The 18293-nt window shown below is 62.7% G+C and carries 15 protein-coding genes; 7 read left to right on the forward strand and 8 right to left on the reverse strand.

The annotated features are described in order from the left end of the window. Window positions 1–86 precede the first annotated feature (86 nt). A complete protein-coding gene (locus tag ACMC5O_RS01870) occupies window positions 87–1577 on the forward strand; it encodes a replicative DNA helicase (protein WP_187707939.1) in 1491 nt (496 codons plus the stop codon). Window positions 1578–1580: 3 nt separating this feature from the next. Here the strand turns inward: ACMC5O_RS01870 and ACMC5O_RS01875 are convergent, their stop codons facing one another. From ACMC5O_RS01875 to ACMC5O_RS01885, 3 genes are read right to left on the reverse strand one after another with little or no spacing between them, the layout of a single operon-like run. Beyond that, window positions 1581–3083 (reverse strand): L,D-transpeptidase family protein, encoded by a 1503-nt coding sequence (locus ACMC5O_RS01875; protein WP_426693155.1) that lies wholly within the window; start codon window positions 3081–3083, stop codon window positions 1581–1583. Between the two features lie 32 nt (window positions 3084–3115). After that, window positions 3116–4543 carry a succinylglutamate-semialdehyde dehydrogenase gene (astD, locus tag ACMC5O_RS01880; protein ID WP_426693156.1) on the reverse strand — a complete coding sequence of 476 codons (1428 nt, stop codon included), beginning with the start codon at window positions 4541–4543 and terminating at the stop codon, window positions 3116–3118. A gap of 32 nt (window positions 4544–4575) precedes the next feature. After that, a complete protein-coding gene (locus ACMC5O_RS01885; protein WP_426693157.1) occupies window positions 4576–5967 on the reverse strand; it encodes a protein adenylyltransferase SelO family protein in 1392 nt (463 codons plus the stop codon). Between the two features lie 20 nt (window positions 5968–5987). Between ACMC5O_RS01885 and ACMC5O_RS01890 the strand changes: the two genes are divergently transcribed. Next, the gene (locus ACMC5O_RS01890; RefSeq protein ID WP_426693158.1) at window positions 5988–6869 is read left to right on the forward strand and encodes an alpha/beta fold hydrolase; all 882 of its coding nucleotides are present in this window, start codon (window positions 5988–5990) and stop codon (window positions 6867–6869) included. On the opposite strand, the gene ACMC5O_RS01895 is transcribed toward ACMC5O_RS01890, so the two are convergent. From ACMC5O_RS01895 to ACMC5O_RS01905, 3 genes are read right to left on the reverse strand one after another with little or no spacing between them, the layout of a single operon-like run. Then, the gene (locus ACMC5O_RS01895) at window positions 6859–7455 is read right to left on the reverse strand and encodes an SCO family protein (RefSeq protein ID WP_187707935.1); all 597 of its coding nucleotides are present in this window, start codon (window positions 7453–7455) and stop codon (window positions 6859–6861) included. The genes ACMC5O_RS01890 and ACMC5O_RS01895 overlap by 11 nt on opposite strands. Further along, window positions 7452–7895 (reverse strand): copper chaperone PCu(A)C, encoded by a 444-nt coding sequence (locus tag ACMC5O_RS01900; protein WP_426693159.1) that lies wholly within the window; start codon window positions 7893–7895, stop codon window positions 7452–7454. Before ACMC5O_RS01900 ends, ACMC5O_RS01895 begins: the two co-directional genes overlap by 4 nt. 35 nt (window positions 7896–7930) lie before the next feature. After that, on the reverse strand, window positions 7931–8305 hold the full coding sequence (locus ACMC5O_RS01905; RefSeq protein WP_187707933.1) for a hypothetical protein: 375 nt from the start codon (window positions 8303–8305) through the stop codon (window positions 7931–7933). A gap of 77 nt (window positions 8306–8382) precedes the next feature. Between ACMC5O_RS01905 and ACMC5O_RS01910 the strand changes: the two genes are divergently transcribed. From ACMC5O_RS01910 to ACMC5O_RS01930, 5 genes are all read left to right on the forward strand, one after another. Beyond that, complete coding sequence (locus ACMC5O_RS01910) at window positions 8383–9954, forward strand: tryptophan halogenase family protein (RefSeq protein ID WP_187707932.1); 1572 nt, start codon at window positions 8383–8385, stop codon at window positions 9952–9954. Between the two features lie 167 nt (window positions 9955–10121). Continuing rightward, complete coding sequence (locus tag ACMC5O_RS01915) at window positions 10122–13199, forward strand: TonB-dependent receptor (protein ID WP_187707931.1); 3078 nt, start codon at window positions 10122–10124, stop codon at window positions 13197–13199. A gap of 65 nt (window positions 13200–13264) precedes the next feature. Beyond that, window positions 13265–13954: a DUF6445 family protein gene (locus tag ACMC5O_RS01920; RefSeq protein WP_426693160.1), complete on the forward strand. Its 690-nt coding sequence runs from the start codon at window positions 13265–13267 to the stop codon at window positions 13952–13954. A gap of 51 nt (window positions 13955–14005) precedes the next feature. Beyond that, the gene (locus ACMC5O_RS01925; protein ID WP_426693161.1) at window positions 14006–15214 is read left to right on the forward strand and encodes a family 43 glycosylhydrolase; all 1209 of its coding nucleotides are present in this window, start codon (window positions 14006–14008) and stop codon (window positions 15212–15214) included. A gap of 10 nt (window positions 15215–15224) precedes the next feature. Next, complete coding sequence (locus ACMC5O_RS01930; RefSeq protein WP_426693162.1) at window positions 15225–15797, forward strand: hypothetical protein; 573 nt, start codon at window positions 15225–15227, stop codon at window positions 15795–15797. On the opposite strand, the gene ACMC5O_RS01935 is transcribed toward ACMC5O_RS01930, so the two are convergent. Further along, entirely contained in the window at window positions 15798–17225 is a 1428-nt protein-coding gene (locus ACMC5O_RS01935) for a glucoamylase family protein (protein ID WP_426693163.1), read from the reverse strand. After that, on the reverse strand, window positions 17222–18220 hold the full coding sequence (locus tag ACMC5O_RS01940) for a LacI family DNA-binding transcriptional regulator (protein WP_187707930.1): 999 nt from the start codon (window positions 18218–18220) through the stop codon (window positions 17222–17224). Before ACMC5O_RS01940 ends, ACMC5O_RS01935 begins: the two co-directional genes overlap by 4 nt. Between the last annotated feature and the right edge of the window lie 73 nt (window positions 18221–18293).

Genomic DNA, 18293 nt, shown 5'->3' on the forward strand with positions numbered 1-18293 from the left:
CCGCTCACAAACTATCCACAGCCGTGAACCGCTGTGCTACTTTCGTTCTCGTTGGAGGGTGGCCGAACTAGGGCCAATGAGAAGCCATGGCCGAAGTAATTCGTATCTCCGAGTCCGCCGCGCCGGCGGCAACCGCAGCACTGCCGCAGAACGTCGAAGCAGAGGCGGCCCTTCTGGGCGCGCTGATGATCGATAACCGGCTGGTCGAGGATGTGCAGCTTCGGCTCAAGGCGCATCACTTCTTCGAGCCACTGCACGGCCGGATCTACGACGCTATCCTGAAGCTGACTGATCGCAACATGGTCGCGAACCCGGTCACGCTTCGGCCGAGCTTCGAAGCCGACGAATCGATGAAGGAGCTTGGCGGGCCCGCCTATCTGGCGACGCTGACCGGCTCGGGAGCCGCCATCATCGGCGCGAAGGATTTCGCCTCGCAGGTCTACGATCTGGCCCTGCTTCGGGCGCTCATCGGTGTCGGGCGCGATTTGGTGGAGGGCGCGCTCGACACCAGTGAGGACGTGGCTCCGCTCGAGCAGATCGAGCGGGCGGAGACCGAGCTCTACAAGGTTGCCGAGGAGGGCGGGGCCGAGGGCAAGGCCAAGAGCTTCGGGGATGCGACCAAGCTTGCCGTGCAGATGGCGGAGAAGGCGCTCAACAGCGGAGGCCATCTATCCGGCATCACCACCGGTCTTGAGGGTATCAACTCAAAGGTCGGCGGATTGCATAAGTCCGACTTGGTCATCCTCGCCGGCCGCCCGGGCATGGGCAAAACCTCGCTTGCGACCAACATCGCATTCGCGGCGGCGCAGCGATTTTCGCGGGATATCGAGGACGGGATCGAGCCTGCTAAATCGGCGGGCGCCCCGGTCGCGTTCTTCAGCCTGGAGATGTCGGCGGACCAGCTGGCGACGCGCATCCTTGCCGAGGAATCGGGCATCAGCTCCGAGAATCTTCGCATGGGTAAGATCAGCCAGCAGGAATTCCGCCAGCTCGCCCGCGCGGCTGCCGAACTGGAGAGCCTGCCGCTCTACATCGACGACACTCCGGGCCTGACGATCGCCGCGCTGCGAACCCGCGCTCGGCGGCTGAAGCGCCAGAAGGGGATCGGCTGCGTCGTTGTCGATTACCTTCAGTTGCTGCAGGGCACCGGCCGCAGCGGCAACGACAATCGCGTGCAGGAAATCTCGGAGATCAGCCGCGGCCTGAAGCAGCTCGCCAAGGAGCTCGAACTGCCTGTGCTTGCGCTGTCGCAGCTCAGTCGTGCCGTGGAACAGCGCGAAGACAAGCGCCCGCAGCTTTCGGACCTTCGTGAATCGGGCTCGATCGAGCAGGACGCCGACATGGTCTGGTTCGTGTACCGCGGGGATTACTATCTCGCGGCGAAGAAGCCTGACGATGACCATCCGGACTTCGCAGCGTGGCATGAGGAGATGAACCGGATTTACGGCCGCGCCGACCTTATCGTTGCCAAGCAGCGTCACGGCGCCACCGGCACGGTTCGCATGAAGTTCGACAGCCGCATCACCAAGTTCAGCGACGCCGTCGACGATGCCTATCTGCCGGAGATGCGCAGCTAGAGCCTACGGCCCGACGTCGCCGCCTTCCTGCTTCACCTTCGCGCGTGGCGGCCTGCGGACATAGCCGAGCGCATAAGCGACATCGTCGTCCCACCCGTAGGTGTCGTCGGCTATCCGAATCTGACCATCGTCGAAGAACGCCGTACGGTACATCAGACGCACCGGCACTTCCTTGTTGAGCTTCACGAAGCCTTCCTCGTCCGGCCTCATAAGCGCCTCCTGGAAGGGGATCAGGATACCGTCGTCGTGGGCGAGCAACAAAGCGAACCCGAGTGCGTCCTGCACCCGCACGCAGCCATGGCTCCGGTGCCGTTCGGGCATTCCGAACAAGGCCTTGGCGGGCGTGTCGTGCAGGTAGATCGCATTGTCGTTGCGCATGTCGAACTTGACGTCGCCGAGCGAATTCTTCGGGCCAGGCAGCTGGACGAGCCGACCGTCGCGCCACTCCATGCCCTGTTCGGCGAGATAGGCGGGGCTCTTCTTGCTGAGCTCATCCTCGAGGATCGACTTTGGGACCCGCCAGTAGGGGTGGGCGACGAGCTGGAAGATCGGCGACCCGAGCTCCGGGGTCTCCCAGTCCGGCTGGCCGACGACCACGTTGCGGCGGTCGCGGAGCGCTCCGTCCCGCCAATATTCAAGTGTCGCAGCGGCGGTGTTCACGTCGATGCGCGTGCCCGGCGGGTTGCGGTCGAGCCACCGCAGCCGCTCGAGGTTGACGGCGATCTGGCGGGCGCGGTCACCCGGACCCCGGTTCAGGATGGCGACCGTGTCGTCGCCGACGATTCCGTCGGGCTTCAGGCCATATTCGGCCTGCAGGCGTTTGACCGCCGTGGCCATTGCCGGCGAGTAACGCTGGCTCGCGCTCGGCTCGCCGTCGAGGTAGCCGTTCGCGACTAGCGCCTTGGAGAGGGCGGGGATGCGCCGGTCGCTGGCGCCGGGCTTGATCGCCTTCCCCTCAGGAACCGAGCCTTTGACGTCGTTTAGGCGGGCATAGCGAAGGAAGGCTTGGGAGAGCGCGCGATACTCGTCAGTTTGCGGCGGCAGCGACGCGTACCACTCCGCCAGCTTGTCCTCTTGCAGCGCTTTCGCCAGGCCGCCTGCGACATCCGCCTTGGGGCGCGAGACAGTGTAGGGTCTCGGAAGTGCCTTCGGATCCGAGTAACCCCGGGCGAGCGCCGACGCATAGGCCAGCGCCGCCTTGGTCAGGGCAAGCTCGCGACTCTGCTTGTCTTCCGGGGGCGCGCCTTTCAGGAACAACTCGCGCTTCAGGCCGTGCGATGCCGCGCCGTCGAGAACTTGCTGGAGCTGCTTTTCAGCCTTCCCGTCCCATGCCGCCTGCCACTGTCGCGCTTCATAGAAGGCGCGAACGTCGGCGCTTGCGTCCTTTCCGAGCGATCCTGCATCGACTTGCTTGGGATCGCGGTCGAACGGATTTCCGCAGCTGGTTAAAGGAAGGGCGAACAGGGCAAGTGCGACGGCCTTGCCAATGCCGATATGAACTCTCACGTCGGCTAGAACGCTACGGCTGTGAAAAGAGTTCAGTCTTCCTGGAGATTCGGGTCGCGAAGTCCTTCGCCGATCGCGGCGCGGAGCGTCTCGCTCTCGCTGCTCGTCACGGGGTAGGCGCAATAATCCGCCGCGTAGAAGGCGCTCGGCCGGTGGTTGCCCGACATTCCGACGCCTCCAAAGGGCGCGGTCGATGGCGCGCCGTTGGTGGGCTTGTTCCAGTTGATCACGCCCGCGCGCACGTTCGCCCAGAACTTGTCGTACTGCTGAGGGCTTCCGCCGAGGAGGCTGGCGGCGAGGCCGAAACGCGTGTTGTTCGCCTCTTCGATCGCCTCGTCGAAGTTCTTCACGCGGATGAGCTGAAGGACCGGGCCGAACATCTCTTCGTCCGGGCGGTCCCGGGCTTCGGTGACGTCGATCAGCGCAGGAGTCAGGAAGGGGCGGTCTTCGATCGGCCGCTCGAGGCGGCGGATCGGGCGTCCGCCCTTCATCATCAGAGCGACCCACTGCTCTTGCAGGCCATCCGCGGCAGAATTGTCGATGACGGGGCCCATGAACGGCTGCGGCTCGCTGAAGGGGTCGCCAACGATCATTCGGTCCATCAGCTTCGTGATCTTCTCGATCAGCTTCTCTTCCTTGCCGTCCTCGACGATGAGCCGGCGGGCCGCCGTGCAGCGCTGGCCGGCGGAAAGGAATGCGGACTGGACGATGACCGATGCCGCGGCGTCCAGGTCCTTCACGTTCCACGCGACGATCGGATTGTTACCGCCAAGCTCGAGCGCGAGGATCTTGCTCGGCGTGTCGGCGAACTGCTTGTGCAGCGCGCTGCCGGCACGGCCCGAGCCTGTGAACAGCAGGCCGTCGATCCCGGGCTGCGAGGCTAGCGCCTTGCCTTCCTCGGGTCCGCCGATCAGCAGCCGGATCGCGCCTTCGGGCACGCCCGCTTCGCGATAGCAATCGACCAGGAAGGCACCGCTCGCGGGCGTCTTTTCCGAAGGTTTGAAGACGACCGCATTGCCGGCGATCAAGGCCGGGACGATGTGGCCGTTCGGAAGATGAGCCGGGAAGTTGAAGGGGCCAAGCACCGCCAGAACGCCGTGCGGCTTGTGGCGGATCGCGACCTTGCTGCCGAGCGCCGCCTCCAGCTTCTTTTGCGGAGTCCGGTCGGCATAGGCGGCGATCGAGATCTCGACCTTGTTGATGACCGCCCCGACTTCGGTCTTGGTCTCCCACAGCGGCTTGCCGGTCTCACGCGAGATCAGCCCCGCGAAATTGCTGGTCTGCGTACGCATGACATTGGCGAAGCGGCGCAGGGTCTCGATGCGATAAGCGACGGAATGGGCCGCCCATTCGGGCCATGCGGCGCGCGCGGCAGCGACTTCGGCGGCAGCGTCGCCAACCTCGCCCGACCACAGTTCTGCGCCGGTCGACGGTTCCGTCGACACCAGTTTTTCGACCATTAACCGCGCCTCACCATGTTGCGGTTCAACGGTCAAGCGGGTGGCCCCGACTCGGCCATGGCGTCGCCCATCCGACGGATGGCTTCGACCTTGGTTTCGAACGGCTTCCAGTCGTCATTCTCCGCGATCGCGGACCAAATGGATTCGACCTCGTCGATGTGCATCGAGCAGGGTTCAGCGTCGGACCAATAGGGATGGGTGACTGGCCGCTGTCGTCCTTCGAGTGCCTTCGCGAGCGCTCGGAACGCTTCCGACCCGTATCGCTCTCCGCCGGGATCCCGGCCGCCGCGCCAATCGAAGAAGACACGGTCGATTTTCTCTTCCCGGGATTGAAACGCTTTCAGCAATACTGCCGCGAGGTCTCGATCGGCCTGGCGATCAATGCTGTCCAGGCCAAGGCGCAGCAGGAGGGCCGCAACCAGTTCGTCCTCGAAGCGGCCGGACCAGCTGGAGAGCATGTCCGATAAAGGCGGCGCTTCGGTGACTAGCGACATGCACCCTGCGAGTTGCGCCAGGTTCCAATGGATCGCTTCGGGCTGGCGACCGAAGGAATAGAGTCCGTAATGGTCAAAATAGGCGGCAGTGAAGTCGGGGTCCCACTCCGGTGTGAAACGCCATGGCCCGTAATCGAAGCTCTCGCCGGAGACGTTGATATTGTCGCTGTTGAGCACGCCGTGGACGAAGCCGGCGGCCATGTAGCTCGCCGCGAGTTTGGCCGTCGCGCTCGCCACCAAGTCGAACAGCCGGAGCGCATTCTCTCCGGAGTTCTCGACCGGTTGTTCGGCATAGAGTTGCTCGAGACAGTAAAGGACCAAGGCGTTGATGTTCTCGACCTCGCCGAAGAAGGCCAGCCGCTGGAACGTGCCGATGCGGATATGGCCGTGGCTGAGCCTGGTCAGGACCGACGAGCGGGTAGGCGAGGGCTCGTCGCCACGAACCAACTCCTCGCCCGTTTCGAACAAGGCGAAGGTCTTCGAGGTGTTCACGCCGAGCGCTTCCAGCATCTCGGTCGCCAGAACCTCGCGGACACCGCCCTTGAGCGTAAGCCGCCCGTCGGCGGTCCGGCTGTAGGGCGTCTGGCCCGATCCCTTGGTGCCGAGATCGAGCAGCCGGCTGCGATCGTCCCGCAGCTGCGCAAAGGTGAACCCTCGGCCGTCGCCGATCTCCGGATTGTAAACGCGGAACTGGTGGCCGTGGTAACGAAGCGCGAGCGGCTGGTTCAGGTTCTCCGGCAACGGCTCGAACCGCCAGAAATGCGCCGCCCATTGCTCGTCGGTCAGCTCCAGCCCGAGTCGATCCGCCCATCGGCGATTGAGGAAACGCGGGATGCACCTGGGAAAGCGTGCCGGCTCAACCGCATCATAATAGGCGTCGCCAAGCCCGAGTATCCCGGGTTCCGGACGGTAGGATTGCGCAGTCGGCACAAGCTGGCGATACGGGCTGAATGGATATTGCGAAACCGCAAACGCAGGCTTGGGCCGATCGATACTGGACCAGCTGCGATGGATTGAAGCTGCACTACCGCGATTACGATGGGCCGGCGGATCGTCCGCCGCTGCTCATGCTCCATGGTTTGACCCGCAATGCCCGCGACTTCGAGAATGTGGCCGAGCGCTACGCGGGGGACTGGCGCGTTCTGGCGGTCGATTTCCGCGGTCGCGGCATGAGCGAGTGGGACTCGGACAGCTCGCATTACCACCCGCCGATCTATGCCGCGGATGTGCTCCAGCTTCTCGATGAGCTCGGAATCGAACAAGCGGTCTTCATGGGCACCTCGCTTGGAGGTCTGGTGACGATGATCATCGCGACCGTTGCGCCGCAGCGGATCGCGGGCGCGCTGCTGAACGACGTCGGGCCTGAGCTCGACTTCAGCGGCATCGATCGGATCAAGTCCTACGTGGGGAAGCAGGTTCTCTTTCGCGATTGGGATGACGCGGCCGACCGGCTGCAGCAACGCGCGGGTGACGTTTATCCGGCATATGATCATGCGGCCTGGGTGCGCTTTGCAAAGCGTGCGTGCCGGCAAACGGAGGGTGGCGTCGAGTTCGACTACGACATGAGAATCGCCGAACCGTTCGAGGCTGGGAACACGGGTGAGATCAAGGACGCATGGCCCTATTACAGGGCGCTTGGCGATCGGCCCGTCCTGGTCTTGCGCGGAGAGCATAGCGATCTGCTGCCTGGTCCCGCTGCGGATCGCATGGCCAAGGAAATCCTGGACGTGGAAGTCGTCACTGTGAAGGGCGTCGGCCACGCTCCGGACCTCGATGAGCCTGAGGCGGTGGCCGCTATCGATCGGCTGCTTGAGCGGGTGCTTAAGCGGTAATCCGCTTTAGCTTGGCCAAGGCGGCTGCGTCCTGCTCTTCCGGCGCGATGGTCGCGGTAAACCTCCCGTTGCGGTCGAACAGCAGGACAGTTGCCGTGTGGTCGACAGAATAGTCGCCGCTTCCGTCCGGCACCTTCTTCGAGAAGATCCCGAACTGCTTCTTCACCTGCTCGATCTGCGCAGGTGAGCCGGTCAGGCCGGTGATCGGGCTGTTGAACAATTCGGCATATTTCCCGACCTCGGCCGGGCCGTCGCGTTCCGGATCGACAGAGACGAAGACGATTTCGAAAGGCCGGTCGCCAGCGCCGATTTCCTGACGCAGCTTGACCATTCTGGCCAAGGTCGTCGGGCAGACGTCCGGGCAGTGCGTGAAACCGAAGAAGATCGCGTAGGGCTTCCCGGTAAGCTTCGCGCTCGAGAAGGGTCTTCCGTCAGATCCGACGAGCGTGAATGGCCCGCCGATGCTGCTCATCACCATCGGGTGCGATTGAGGCTCGGGAGTGCGCGCTGGCCGGAACGACAGAAATGCGAACGCAGCCAGCGCGACGGCGACCAGCGCCCATAGGATAATTCTGAGCCGGCTCATCGGCGGGGCCCCGGCCCAAATGCTGGTGTCACTCGAACATCCACCGGTTGCTCGGCGCTCTTTTCAAAGCGCATGGTCAGCTTGAGCGTGTCCCCGACGTTCAGGGGCGCGCGAAGGCCGGTTACCATGACATGGGTTCCGCCGGGCTTCAGCTCGATCGCGGCCCCCGCCGGGACGGCCAGCCCCGAATCCAACGGCCGCATTCGCGCAACGGCGTCCGAGCTTTCCGACGAATGGAGCATTGCCATAGCGGGGGGCTGGGCCGAGACGCTCACCAGCCGGTCGTCGCCGGCGCCCTCGTTCTTTAGGATCATGTAGGCGGCAGTTGAGGTCTGGCCGGAGATGGTCTCCCGGGCCCAGGCATCGGAAATCCGGACATCGGGCGGGCCGCCTTTGCTGCATGACGCGAGCAGCAGGGCAGCAAGAAGGATAGGTTTCACGCGGGCTCCCTAGAGGCCTGCAGAGCCGGTCGCAATCAACCTCGCGTGTAGGGGATGAAATCGCCGAGGCGGCAGCTCGGGCCGGGGATCTTGCTGACTGAGTCGAACGACCGGACGAGGTCGCCGCGGCAATATTGGGTGCCGATCGGCTCGGTCACGAGCACATCCCACTGGCCGAAGCCGCTGCAGCCTTCCTGCAACTGGTTGATCCAGACCGTCTTACCCGTACGAACCGCAAGCGTGCTGCGATTGGCGGCATGCAGTCCTTCACTCTGGGTGAGAGTGACGCAGCGCTGGGCCGGGCCGGCGATCCTTCCGGCGATTTCAGCAATCGGAGCATTGCTCGCGGAAGGCGGCGGCGCAGTGCAGCCGGCGAGGGCGGCGGCGAGGCTGACGAAAGCAATCCTCATGGTGAGTCTCTTCTAGGTGACATTGCCGCCTATCGAAACGCCGATTAACCCACGCTGAGAATCGAGGGGCGAGGACCATGGCAGGCGGCGATCAACCGGTACGGAAGGTTTGCATTGTCGGCGGCGGCACGGCCGGCTGGATGACCGCCGCGGTCATTTCCCAATGGCTTAGCCAGGTGGACGTCACGCTCGTCGAGTCGGAAGAGATTGGAACGGTCGGCGTCGGCGAAGCGACCATTCCGCACATCCGCAACTATCTGGCGCTCGCGGGAATCGACCCGCTGAAGATGATCAGTGAGACCAAGGCGACCTTCAAGTTAGGCATTCAGTTCGTCGGCTGGGGCGCGGAGGGCGAGAGCTACATCCACGGCTTCGGCAAGATCGGACGCGATATGCTGTGGCTTCACCCGCATCAACTCTGGCTGGCCGCGCGTGAACGTGCGCCCGGCTCGGTGACGAGTTTCGACAATTATTCGATCGCTGGCGCTGCATCGCTCAGGAACCGCTTCTCGTTTCCCGACAAGCGCAACCCCAACTCGCCCGCAGCCGACCTCGAATATGCCTATCATTTCGATGCATCGCTGTTCGCCCGGTTCTTGCGCAGCGAAAGCGAGGCTCGCGGAGTCACACGGGTCGAGGGCCGGATCGTCGAGGTCATCCAGGACACCGAAAGCGGCTTCGTCACCGCGGTGAAGCTCACCGACGGTCGAACGATCGAGGCGGACTTGTTCGTCGATTGCTCGGGCATGCGTGCGATCCTGATCGGCGATGCGCTCGGCGTCGGTTATGAGCATTGGAACAAGTGGCTGCTTTGCGATCGAGCGCTGGCGGTTCCCTGCGAAAGCGTGTCGCCGGTCACGCCTTACGTCCGCTGCACGACCCGATCAGCGGGCTGGCAATGGCGCATTCCGCTGCAGCATCGGATCGGCAACGGCTACGTCTATTCGTCGAACCTGATCAGCGACGACGACGCTGCCGCGACTTTGCTGTCGACTCTGGACGGCGCCCCTCAGGCTGATCCGCACCCTGTTCGCTTCGCTCCGGGCCTGCGTTCGAAAGCGTGGGAAAAGAATGTCGTCTCGATCGGGCTCTCGTCAGGCTTTCTCGAGCCGCTGGAATCGACGAGCATCCACCTGATCCAGACGGGCATTCACAAGTTGCTGGCGCTGTTCCCTGGAACCGGATTCTCGCACGCCGACATCAATGAATATAATCGGCAGGCGCGGTTCGAGTTCGAGGACGTCCGCGACTTCATCATCGCCCACTACAATGTCACCCGGCGAACGGGAGAAGAGTTCTGGGACTATGTCCGCACTATGGACGTGCCGGACAGCCTCAACGAACGATACGAACTGTTCAGATCGTCCGGCCGCTTCTTCAAGCGCGGCGCCGCGGAGCTTTTCGCAGAGGAAAGCTGGGTGCAAGTCCTCTTGGGTCAGGGCTTCGAGGCGAAGGCCGATCCGGTGTCGCAATTCGTTCCGACTGAGGAGATTGTCGGCTTCCTGGGCGACATTGCCGAGGTCATCGCGGACGTCGCCGATCAGATGCCGGACCATGGCGAATTCGTCTCACGACTTCCGACGAGCAGCGCTCAGGCCATCGCTCCGACGCCCAACATCATGCACAATCTGGCGGAAGCGCATCGATAGGCAGACCGCTAGCCGCGTGTCTTGAAAAGCACAACGCGGACCAAGTGTGGCGCTGGAGGCTCAGGCCCGATTGACTTAGCTCGCGCGAGCGGCTTTCATTCATCCAACAGCAAGGTTTCTGCCGCTGTTTTGTAACCGGTTACACACGCACCTGGGGAGAGGGGCTAGTGAGCACGATCTACAGCAAGCGTCAGCTTGCAAACGGAATTTCCGCATTTGCAATCGCTGCGTCCCTTTTGGTCGCTACCCCCGCATACGCGCAGACGGAAACTGCGACTCTGCAAGGCCGAGTCGAAGGCGCAGCGGCGGGAACGCAGGTTGTTGCCACTGACACGAATACCGGTCGCAAGGCGATCGGCACGGTCGACGCAACTGGCAATTACACGATCCTTGGATTGAACCCGTCGACCTACACGGTGACGGTCGAGGGACGCGAAGCACAGCAGACGACTTTGCTCGTTGGTCAGACTGCGGTTGTCGACTTCCTGCCGAAGGCTCCGGAAGGCGGCGCAGTCGTCGTCACCGGTCGCCGGCTCCGCGAGGTGCGCACCCAGACGGTTTCGACCAATATCACCCCGGCGCAGATCGAGAATCTCCCGCAGAACAAGCGCAACTTCCTGAGCTTCGCTGCCCTTGCACCGGGCGTTCAGGTGACTCCTGGCGACAATGCCCAGGTTCAGGCCGGCGGTCTCGCCTCGCAGTTCACGAACGTCTTCCTCGACGGCATGAGCTTCAAGAACCCGATCAACCACGGCGGCATTTTCGGGCAGAACTTCGGCCTCGGTAACCCGTTCCCGCAGGTTGCGGTTCAGGAATATGTCGTCGAAACCCAGAACTTCGGTGCCGAGACCGGCCAGGCAGGTTCGGCGGTCATCAGCGCCATTACCAAGACCGGTGGCAACGAATTCCACGGCTCGGCCTTCATCGAGTTCCAGCCGAAGAGCTTCATCGAGCAGCCGTACTTCGACAAGAAGAACAACGTCGACAAAGCCGACTACAACCGCAAGCAGTACGGCGGCGAGCTTGGCGGGCCGATCATTCCCGGCAAGCTGCACTTCTATGTTGCCGCAGAAGGTACGACCCAGCTGCGTCCGACCACGACCGGCACGGTGCCCGTGGATCAATTCCCACAGAGCCTCACTTCGCTGACCAACATCTCGAAGGGCGAGGATTTCAAGCAGCGGCTCTACTTCGGAAAGCTCACCGGCTACATAACCGATGAGGACACGGTCAACCTCATCGGCTATCTGCGGCGCGAGGATAATCTGGCCGACATCGCGGGCAACGCACTCGAGAGTCACGGCCGTCGAATCAGGACTGACCAGGACCGCTATCAGCTGCAGTGGCGCCACAATGCCGGCGAGTTCCTGAACCAGCTCAATATCTCTTACGACAAGGCTACGCAGGATACGCCCAGCGTCGAGCCAGGGCCCGAGCTCGTTCTTCTGAACCCCGGCCCCACTGACAATGTCGCGTTCTCAGAGGGAATCGTGGGCGGCGGCCACTTCTTCGAGCAGGGCGACAATCAGAAGACCTGGACGATCAAGAACGACAGCACGCTGCGCATGGATAAGCACACGCTGAAGTTCGGTGGTCAGGTGGTCAAACTGGATCTCAGCCGAACGGTCATCAACGGCTTCCTTGGGCGCTACTATTTTGCAAATCCGTGCACTGGGAATCCGGTTGGCACGCCGTGCACGGCGAGCTTCGATTTCAATACCGCACAGCCGATCCAGGCAAAGATCAACACTCAGCCAGACGCGACGCTTGACGCGAAGGACACGCAGGTCGGTCTGTACGTCCAGGACGAGTGGAAGCCTGACAACCATTGGACCATCAACGCCGGTCTCCGCTGGGACTATGAGTCCAACGCGAACAACAACAAGTATGTCACCCCGACAGCAGTCGCGAATGCGCTGCGCAACTATCCAGGTTGGGCGGCGCGCGGAATCGATCCTGAAGACTTCATCTCGGACGGCAGCAATCGCAAACCGTTCTACGGTGCTTTCCAGCCGAGACTCGGGGTTTCCTACGATCTTCACGGCGATCGCGACCTCGTCTTCTTCGGAGGCGCTGGCCGTTATTACGATCGCCAGCTCTTCATCCAGGGCGCGATCGAAGCACTGACGAATCAGTTCCAGGAAGTTCCGCTGTTCTTCTGCCCTGGAGGCGGCGCGGCCCTCGGAACTGGAACAGGCGAGAACTCAGCAAACTGTGCGCAATGGACGGAGGCCCTGCGTGACCCCGACAACTTGCGGGCGTTCGCGGTGCAGTCGGCGGCCGCACGCGGGCTGTCCGGTGGCTCGGTTTGGGTTCTGAACAACAAGTCGAAGATGCCTTTTTCGGACCAGTTCACGCTGGGTCTCCGCAAGCGCTTCGGTGGCATACAGACCTCGCTCGCCTTCTCGCATATCCGGTCGCACAATATTCAGATGTTCGCCCGCGCGAACTTCTATTCGAATGGCTGGTTCACGGTAGCGCTGCAGCGTGACGGGACCGGTGCCGTGATTGGGTGCTCCAACGGCGGCGATCAGTGGATCATCGACAATACGCCAAATGGCCCATTCCCGAACTGCCCGGCAACGAACGGACAGCTCACGGGCTTCGCCGGAAAACTCAACCGCGGCCTCAGCAACGGTAAGGCGAATTACAACGCGGTCTACTTCACCGCCGAAAAGCCGTTCACCGATCAGTCGGTTTGGGGTTTCACCACGGCACTGACCATCCAGAGTGCAAGGTCCAACGTTGCTCAGGAACTCAACAGTGACGAGTTCTTCAACGGTCCGGCCCTCAACACTTACGGCTGGAACAAGGTGAATGGCGTCCACAAGTGGATGTGGGTCTCGTCGGTCAACTATCGTGCGCCCTTCGGCATTATCCTCTCGGGTCAGCTCGACCTGAAGTCCGGTCCGGCGTTCGGCAATATCATCGCCCCGTGGAACGGCCTGACTGGGACGGTGCCGGAAGGTGCCTGCTGCTTCGCCAACATGGGTGGCCGGTTCTTCCCGAAGAAGGATATCGGCTACAAGCGGCTCGACGTTCGCGTTGCCAAGACGTTCAAGATGCCGTGGGGCGGCGGCCATGAGCTGACGGCGGACTTCCAGGTCTTCAACGTCTTTAACTGGCTTAACCGCAGCTACTCGACGTGGGGCGCAGGTGGCGGCGATCCGGCACCGCGGATCGAGAACAGCCAGATTGCCGGCGATCAGCGCTCGTTCCAGGCTGGTCTTCGCTACAAGTTCTAAGGGAAGAGGGGCGGTGGGCCTTCGGGCCCGCCGGTTTCGTTTAACGCGGGGGTGGAGAGGTTTCGGTGAAACCCCAACTGCGCCGCGTGGGCTCGATGCAGAGCCCGGTTGTGGTGATCGACAACTTCTGCGGCTCTTGCGATCAGGCTTTTGCCGCCGCGGAGGCGTTCGCGCCCTTTCCGCCCATCAATCGCGACAGCTACTATCCCGGCCTGCGCCGAGTGATCGATCGGGCTGACGAGCCGGCGAACGCCTATGTCGAAGATCTCTGCCAACGCTCCGCGCAGTTCATTGCAGGGGCGTTCGACGTTGAGGGATTCGATTTGCTCGAGGCGAGCTTTTCGATGGTCACCGCGAAACCGTCGGAGCTTCGTGAAGCCCAACGCGCGCCGCACTTCGATTCAACTGATCAGAAGTATTTTGCGCTGCTCCATTATCTTCGAATTCCTGATGGCACGGGCACGGCATTCTACCGCCAGCGCTCGACCGGAATTGAGCGTGTCACTGAAGCCAATATCGCGCGCTTCGTCACGACCGCCGAGAAAGAAGCTGCAATGCTTCCGAAGGACTCCGGATACATTCACGGGTCGAACCAGTTTTATGAGCAGATCGGCGCGGTTGAAGGCGTCGTGGACCGGCTCGTCATCTACCAGGGCAGCCTGCTCCATTCGGGCATCATCCCCCCCGGCATGAGCTTCAGCGGAGACCCTCGCGAGGGGCGGCTGACGGCGAACATCTTTGTGCGTGGACATTGAGGAATTTCTGAAATGCGTGGGTTTGGGTTGTGGATTGGCTGTTGCGTTGCAGTGCTTGGAACTTCCGCCGCGGCGGAGAAGAGGACCTACATCAACCCCGTCGACGTCGACTACCGCTATAATTGGGAGCAGACGAACAACGGCGTCAGCTACCGCACCGGGGCCGACCCCTCGATCGTTCGCCATAAGGGTGCCTACTACCTCTTCCAGACTTTGGCCGACGGTTACTGGCGTTCGACCAACCTCATCGACTGGACCTTCATCACGCCTTCACGCTGGCCATTCGGCGGCATTGTGGCGCCCTCGGTGGCCTCGGATGGGGATCGGCTCATCATCTGGCCGTCGATGTCTTTTACGCGGCCCGGATCGATCCTCGTTACGACTGCCCCGGAAACCGGAAAGCTGGACTTTCTTGTCCGATCCATGCCCGATTTGCCGGGCGCGGTGGACGACAAATATCCCGAGAAGATGAAGCCGGGCGAGATTCCGCCGGGGCCTTGGGATCCGGGCCTGTTGAAGGACGATGACGGCCGCTGGTACCTCTATTGGAACAGCAGCAACGTCTTTCCGATCTACGGCATCGAAATCGAGTTCAAGGATGGGAAGCTCATCTACAAGGGCAAGGCGACCACCCTCTTCAATCTCCATCCCGAAGAGCATGGCTGGGAGCGGTTCGGGCAGGATCACAACGAGTTGCTCGCCAACGGACAGAAGACGAGGCCCTATGTCGAAGGCGCCTGGGTCACCAAGCACGGCGGCAAATATTATTTGCAGTACGGAGCGCCCGGCACCGAGTTCAACGCCTACGCCAACGGCACCTACGTGTCGGACAAGCCCCTCGGGCCGTTCACCTACGCTGAGTACAACCCGATCGCGTACAAGCCGGGCGGCTTCGTGCAGGGCGCGGGCCACGGATCGACGTTTCAGGATAACTACGGGAACTGGTGGAACACCGGCACGCCGTGGATCGGCTACAACTGGACGTTCGAGCGACGGATCAACATGTTTCCGACCAAGTTCGAGGCCAACGGCCAGATGTGGGCCTCGTCGCGCTTTCAGGACTTCCCGCAATACGTACCTACGAGGAAGGTCAGCGACCCCAACAGCCTGTTCACGGGCTGGATGTTGCTGTCCTACCGCAAGCCGGTCACGGCCTCCTCGACGAAGGGCGGGTTTGCCGCGGACCGCGTGACGGACGAGAACCCGCGAACCTTTTGGGTCGCATCGCAGAACAAGCCCGGAGAGAGTTCTGACGGTTGACCTCGGGGCGGTGAATACCGTGCGCGCGGTGCAGGTGAACTATGCCGACTACAAGTCGGGCCGCTTCGCCGACGCTCCAGACATCTACACGGATTTCGAACTCCAGCAGTCGGTCGACGGGAGGAATTGGCAACCAGTGGCGAAACCCGACGGCCCGCGTCGTGACAGGCCCAACGCCTATATCGAGCTGCCGCAGCCGGTGCGCACCCGCTTCATCCGCTGGGTGAACGGCCATGTCGGCGCGGCGAACCTCGCCGTCAGCGACATCCGCGTGTTCGGCAATGCCGATGGCCGCGCACCGTCGACGCCGGAAGCGGTCGTCGGCCAGCGCCATCGAGACCAGCGCGATGCGACAATCCGCTGGGCGAAGGTTCCGGGGGTGGTTGGCTACAATATCCGGTTCGGCACTCGCGCGGATCGGCTGACGCAGACCTACCAGCTTTGGGCGGACGAACTCGGCAATGCCGCGACGTTGCAGAAGGATCTGCGATCGCTGAATAAGGGCGTGCCCTATTGGGTCGCCATCGAAGCGTTCAACGAGAGCGGCGTGTCAAAGCTCAGCCGGATCGTGAAGATGCGTTGATCAGCCGAGCCAGCCGCCGGTGAATCCCGCCCGCTTCAGTCCCAGCCGGATCGCGGGCACCCGCCGAGTGTACCGCCAGACGAAGTCGTTCCGGTGATTGGCAGCCTGTAGCAGGATCGGTCCCTGGTCGATGCCAATATAGTCAGTCGCGACCCAGCCACTCTGCGGATCGACCGAGCCGGTCTCGAGCTTATGCACGTCATATTTGAAGCTAGGGTTGAATGCGTCGCGGAAGCCGTAGCGATCGTAGAGCCCTGGCCACTTCCTCATTTCCTCCGCCACCGGGATGACGATCTCCGGAGCGAAAGGCAGCGACCCGAGCGCTGCCGACGGTGTGAGAGTCCCGTCATCGCGTCCATCCGGCTCGCCGACCGGTCCGCGGGCGCTATAGCCGTAGAACTGACGCGTCTCGCTACCGTAGGGAAGGCGGAAGTTCCCCGGTCCGTCGCACGCGGCCAGTCCCCACAAGCGCCCTGAATAAGCCTGCCATCCCATCGGATTGGCAACGCAATAAGCCCGGTTGGCGTAGGTCTCGCGGCGGCTGTTTTCGAAATAGTCGAATCCGGCCTCGCGCATCACGGCGTCCCGGATGCCGCGAAAGTCGATGAAGATCTGGCTGTACTGACCGGGCATCAGCGGCGCGAATGCGACCCTCCGCGTCGGCCCCTCTCCACGCCAGAAGTTCGGATATGGCGCGGTCCACTGCTCCCAGAGGTTGTCGGGGCCTGGAAGAGTTGGAGAACCGAGCGCCAGGATGTTGACGAACATCCCTTCGTTGAACCCGGTCCAGTTGGCCGGAATTAGGCCCCCGCCCGGATGCCAGCCCATCGAGATCGCGGCACGCCCGTCGCTGCGGAAGAAATTCCAGTCGGCTCGCGCGTAGATCTTCTGCGCGAGGTCGCGGATTTCGCGCTCGGCCGCATCGGCGCGGTCATAATATTGGCTCGCAAAAAGGACCCCCATCATGAGGATGGTCGTGTCCACGCTAGACAGCTCGACATCCCGATGCCGGAGGCCGGTCTCCATGTTGAGGAAGTGGTAGAAGAAGCCCTTGTAGCCAGCAGTGCCCGAGCTTTCCGGCCCCTGCGGCGCGTTCCAGAAGAAGCGCAGCGTCGTCAGCGTCAGGTCGCGCGCTTCTGCACGGGTGCACCATCCACGCTCGATACCGATCGCGTACGCCGGAAGTGCAAATCCAACCGCCGCGATGCTGGAGAAAGAGGGTGTTGGCCAGCGATCGGGGACCAGCCCGTTCTTCCGGTTCACCGTATCCCAGTAGAATCGGAACGTCCGCTGCTCGATGTCCTCGTAGAAAGCGGGAAGAGTGCGTTCGGGCGAAGAGTAGGTGATGGACGTGCACGCCGGAAGCGCAGTTCCAGCGATCAGCAGCGATGAACCTTGTAGAAGCTTGCGACGGTCGAGGGATATCAACGTGATCTGGCTTTCGGGTCGGTAGTTGAACGAATGACGAGCTCAGGCTTGTGGAGTTCCTGCCCGCCGGAATCTTCCTCGCCCGCGAGAATCGCGAGAAGCCGGTCCAGTGCCCGCTCGCCGAGTTCGGCGATGTGAACTTGCACCGTGGTGAGACCGATGTGACGGGCCAGCGGAATGTCGTCGAATCCGACAACCGCAACCTCATCGGGCACGCGAACGCCGGCGCGGTTGAGCGCTTGCAGTGCACCACTCGCCATCATGTCGTTGCCGGCGAACACGGCGTCGAATTTGCGGCCGGATTTCAGCAGTGCGTCGATCGCCGCTTCGCCGGATTCCTCGGTAAAATCGCCTTGCACGATCTCAACCGCAACGCCGCGCTTTTCCAGCGCAGCCTTGAACGCATCGGCGCGCTCGATCGCATCAATATTTCCGGCGGCGCCGGCAATGTGGATGATCCGCTTGCGCCCGAGCGAGACGAGGTGGTCGGCAACGGCCTCTACACCCGCGGCATTGTCGAGCCGCACTCCCGGGTGTCCGCCGGCAACGCCGCGCGTGTTGATCAGCACGGCCGGAGTTCGTGCAGGAACCGCGTCGGCGAGTTCTTCCTCCGTCAGGTGAGGGGCGAGGATCACCAGGCCGTCGACGCGGCCGCGCATCGCGCGCATCGCGTTCGCCGATTGCTCGCTTCCGGCGTGAACGTTGGACAGCAGCAGCATGTAGCCGTGGCGGCTCGCCTCGCGGTCCATTCCGCGCACGATCTCCGAAAAGAACTCGCCGTGGAAATCCGGGAGAACGACGCCGATCGCATTCGTCTTTGCAAGGCTCAGGCTGCGGGCGCCGGCATGCGGAACGTAACCCAGCTCGCGCACGGCGTCGGTAACCCGGTTGCGGGTTTCCTCGCTGACATTCTCCAGCCGGTTGAGGACGCGCGAGACCGACGCGACCGAAACCTGGGCGCGGCGTGCCACATCGCGGATCGTCGCGTCTGCCATGCCTTCCTTATGAGCGGCGGTTGGGGCAAATGTCACCGGCTGACCGATTGCATTTACCTGTTCGCTGGGTCAT

It is taken from the genome of Sphingomonas sediminicola, assembly GCF_049991885.1.
In the GTDB taxonomy this organism is placed as follows: Bacteria; Pseudomonadota; Alphaproteobacteria; order Sphingomonadales; family Sphingomonadaceae; genus Sphingomicrobium; species Sphingomicrobium sediminicola.

What these genes read in the sequence shown, in the direction of transcription:
- ACMC5O_RS01870 (WP_187707939.1), top strand. Translation starts at nt 87, where the DNA reads ATGGCCGAAGTAATTCGTATCTCCGAGTCCGCCGCGCCGGCGGCAACC.
- astD (WP_426693156.1), bottom strand. Translation starts at nt 4,543, where the DNA reads ATGGTCGAAAAACTGGTGTCGACGGAACCGTCGACCGGCGCAGAACTG.
- ACMC5O_RS01890 (WP_426693158.1), top strand. Translation starts at nt 5,988, where the DNA reads ATGGATATTGCGAAACCGCAAACGCAGGCTTGGGCCGATCGATACTGG.
- ACMC5O_RS01895 (WP_187707935.1), bottom strand. Translation starts at nt 7,455, where the DNA reads ATGAGCCGGCTCAGAATTATCCTATGGGCGCTGGTCGCCGTCGCGCTG.
- ACMC5O_RS01905 (WP_187707933.1), bottom strand. Translation starts at nt 8,305, where the DNA reads ATGAGGATTGCTTTCGTCAGCCTCGCCGCCGCCCTCGCCGGCTGCACT.
- ACMC5O_RS01910 (WP_187707932.1), top strand. Translation starts at nt 8,383, where the DNA reads ATGGCAGGCGGCGATCAACCGGTACGGAAGGTTTGCATTGTCGGCGGC.
- ACMC5O_RS01940 (WP_187707930.1), bottom strand. Translation starts at nt 18,220, where the DNA reads ATGGCAGACGCGACGATCCGCGATGTGGCACGCCGCGCCCAGGTTTCG.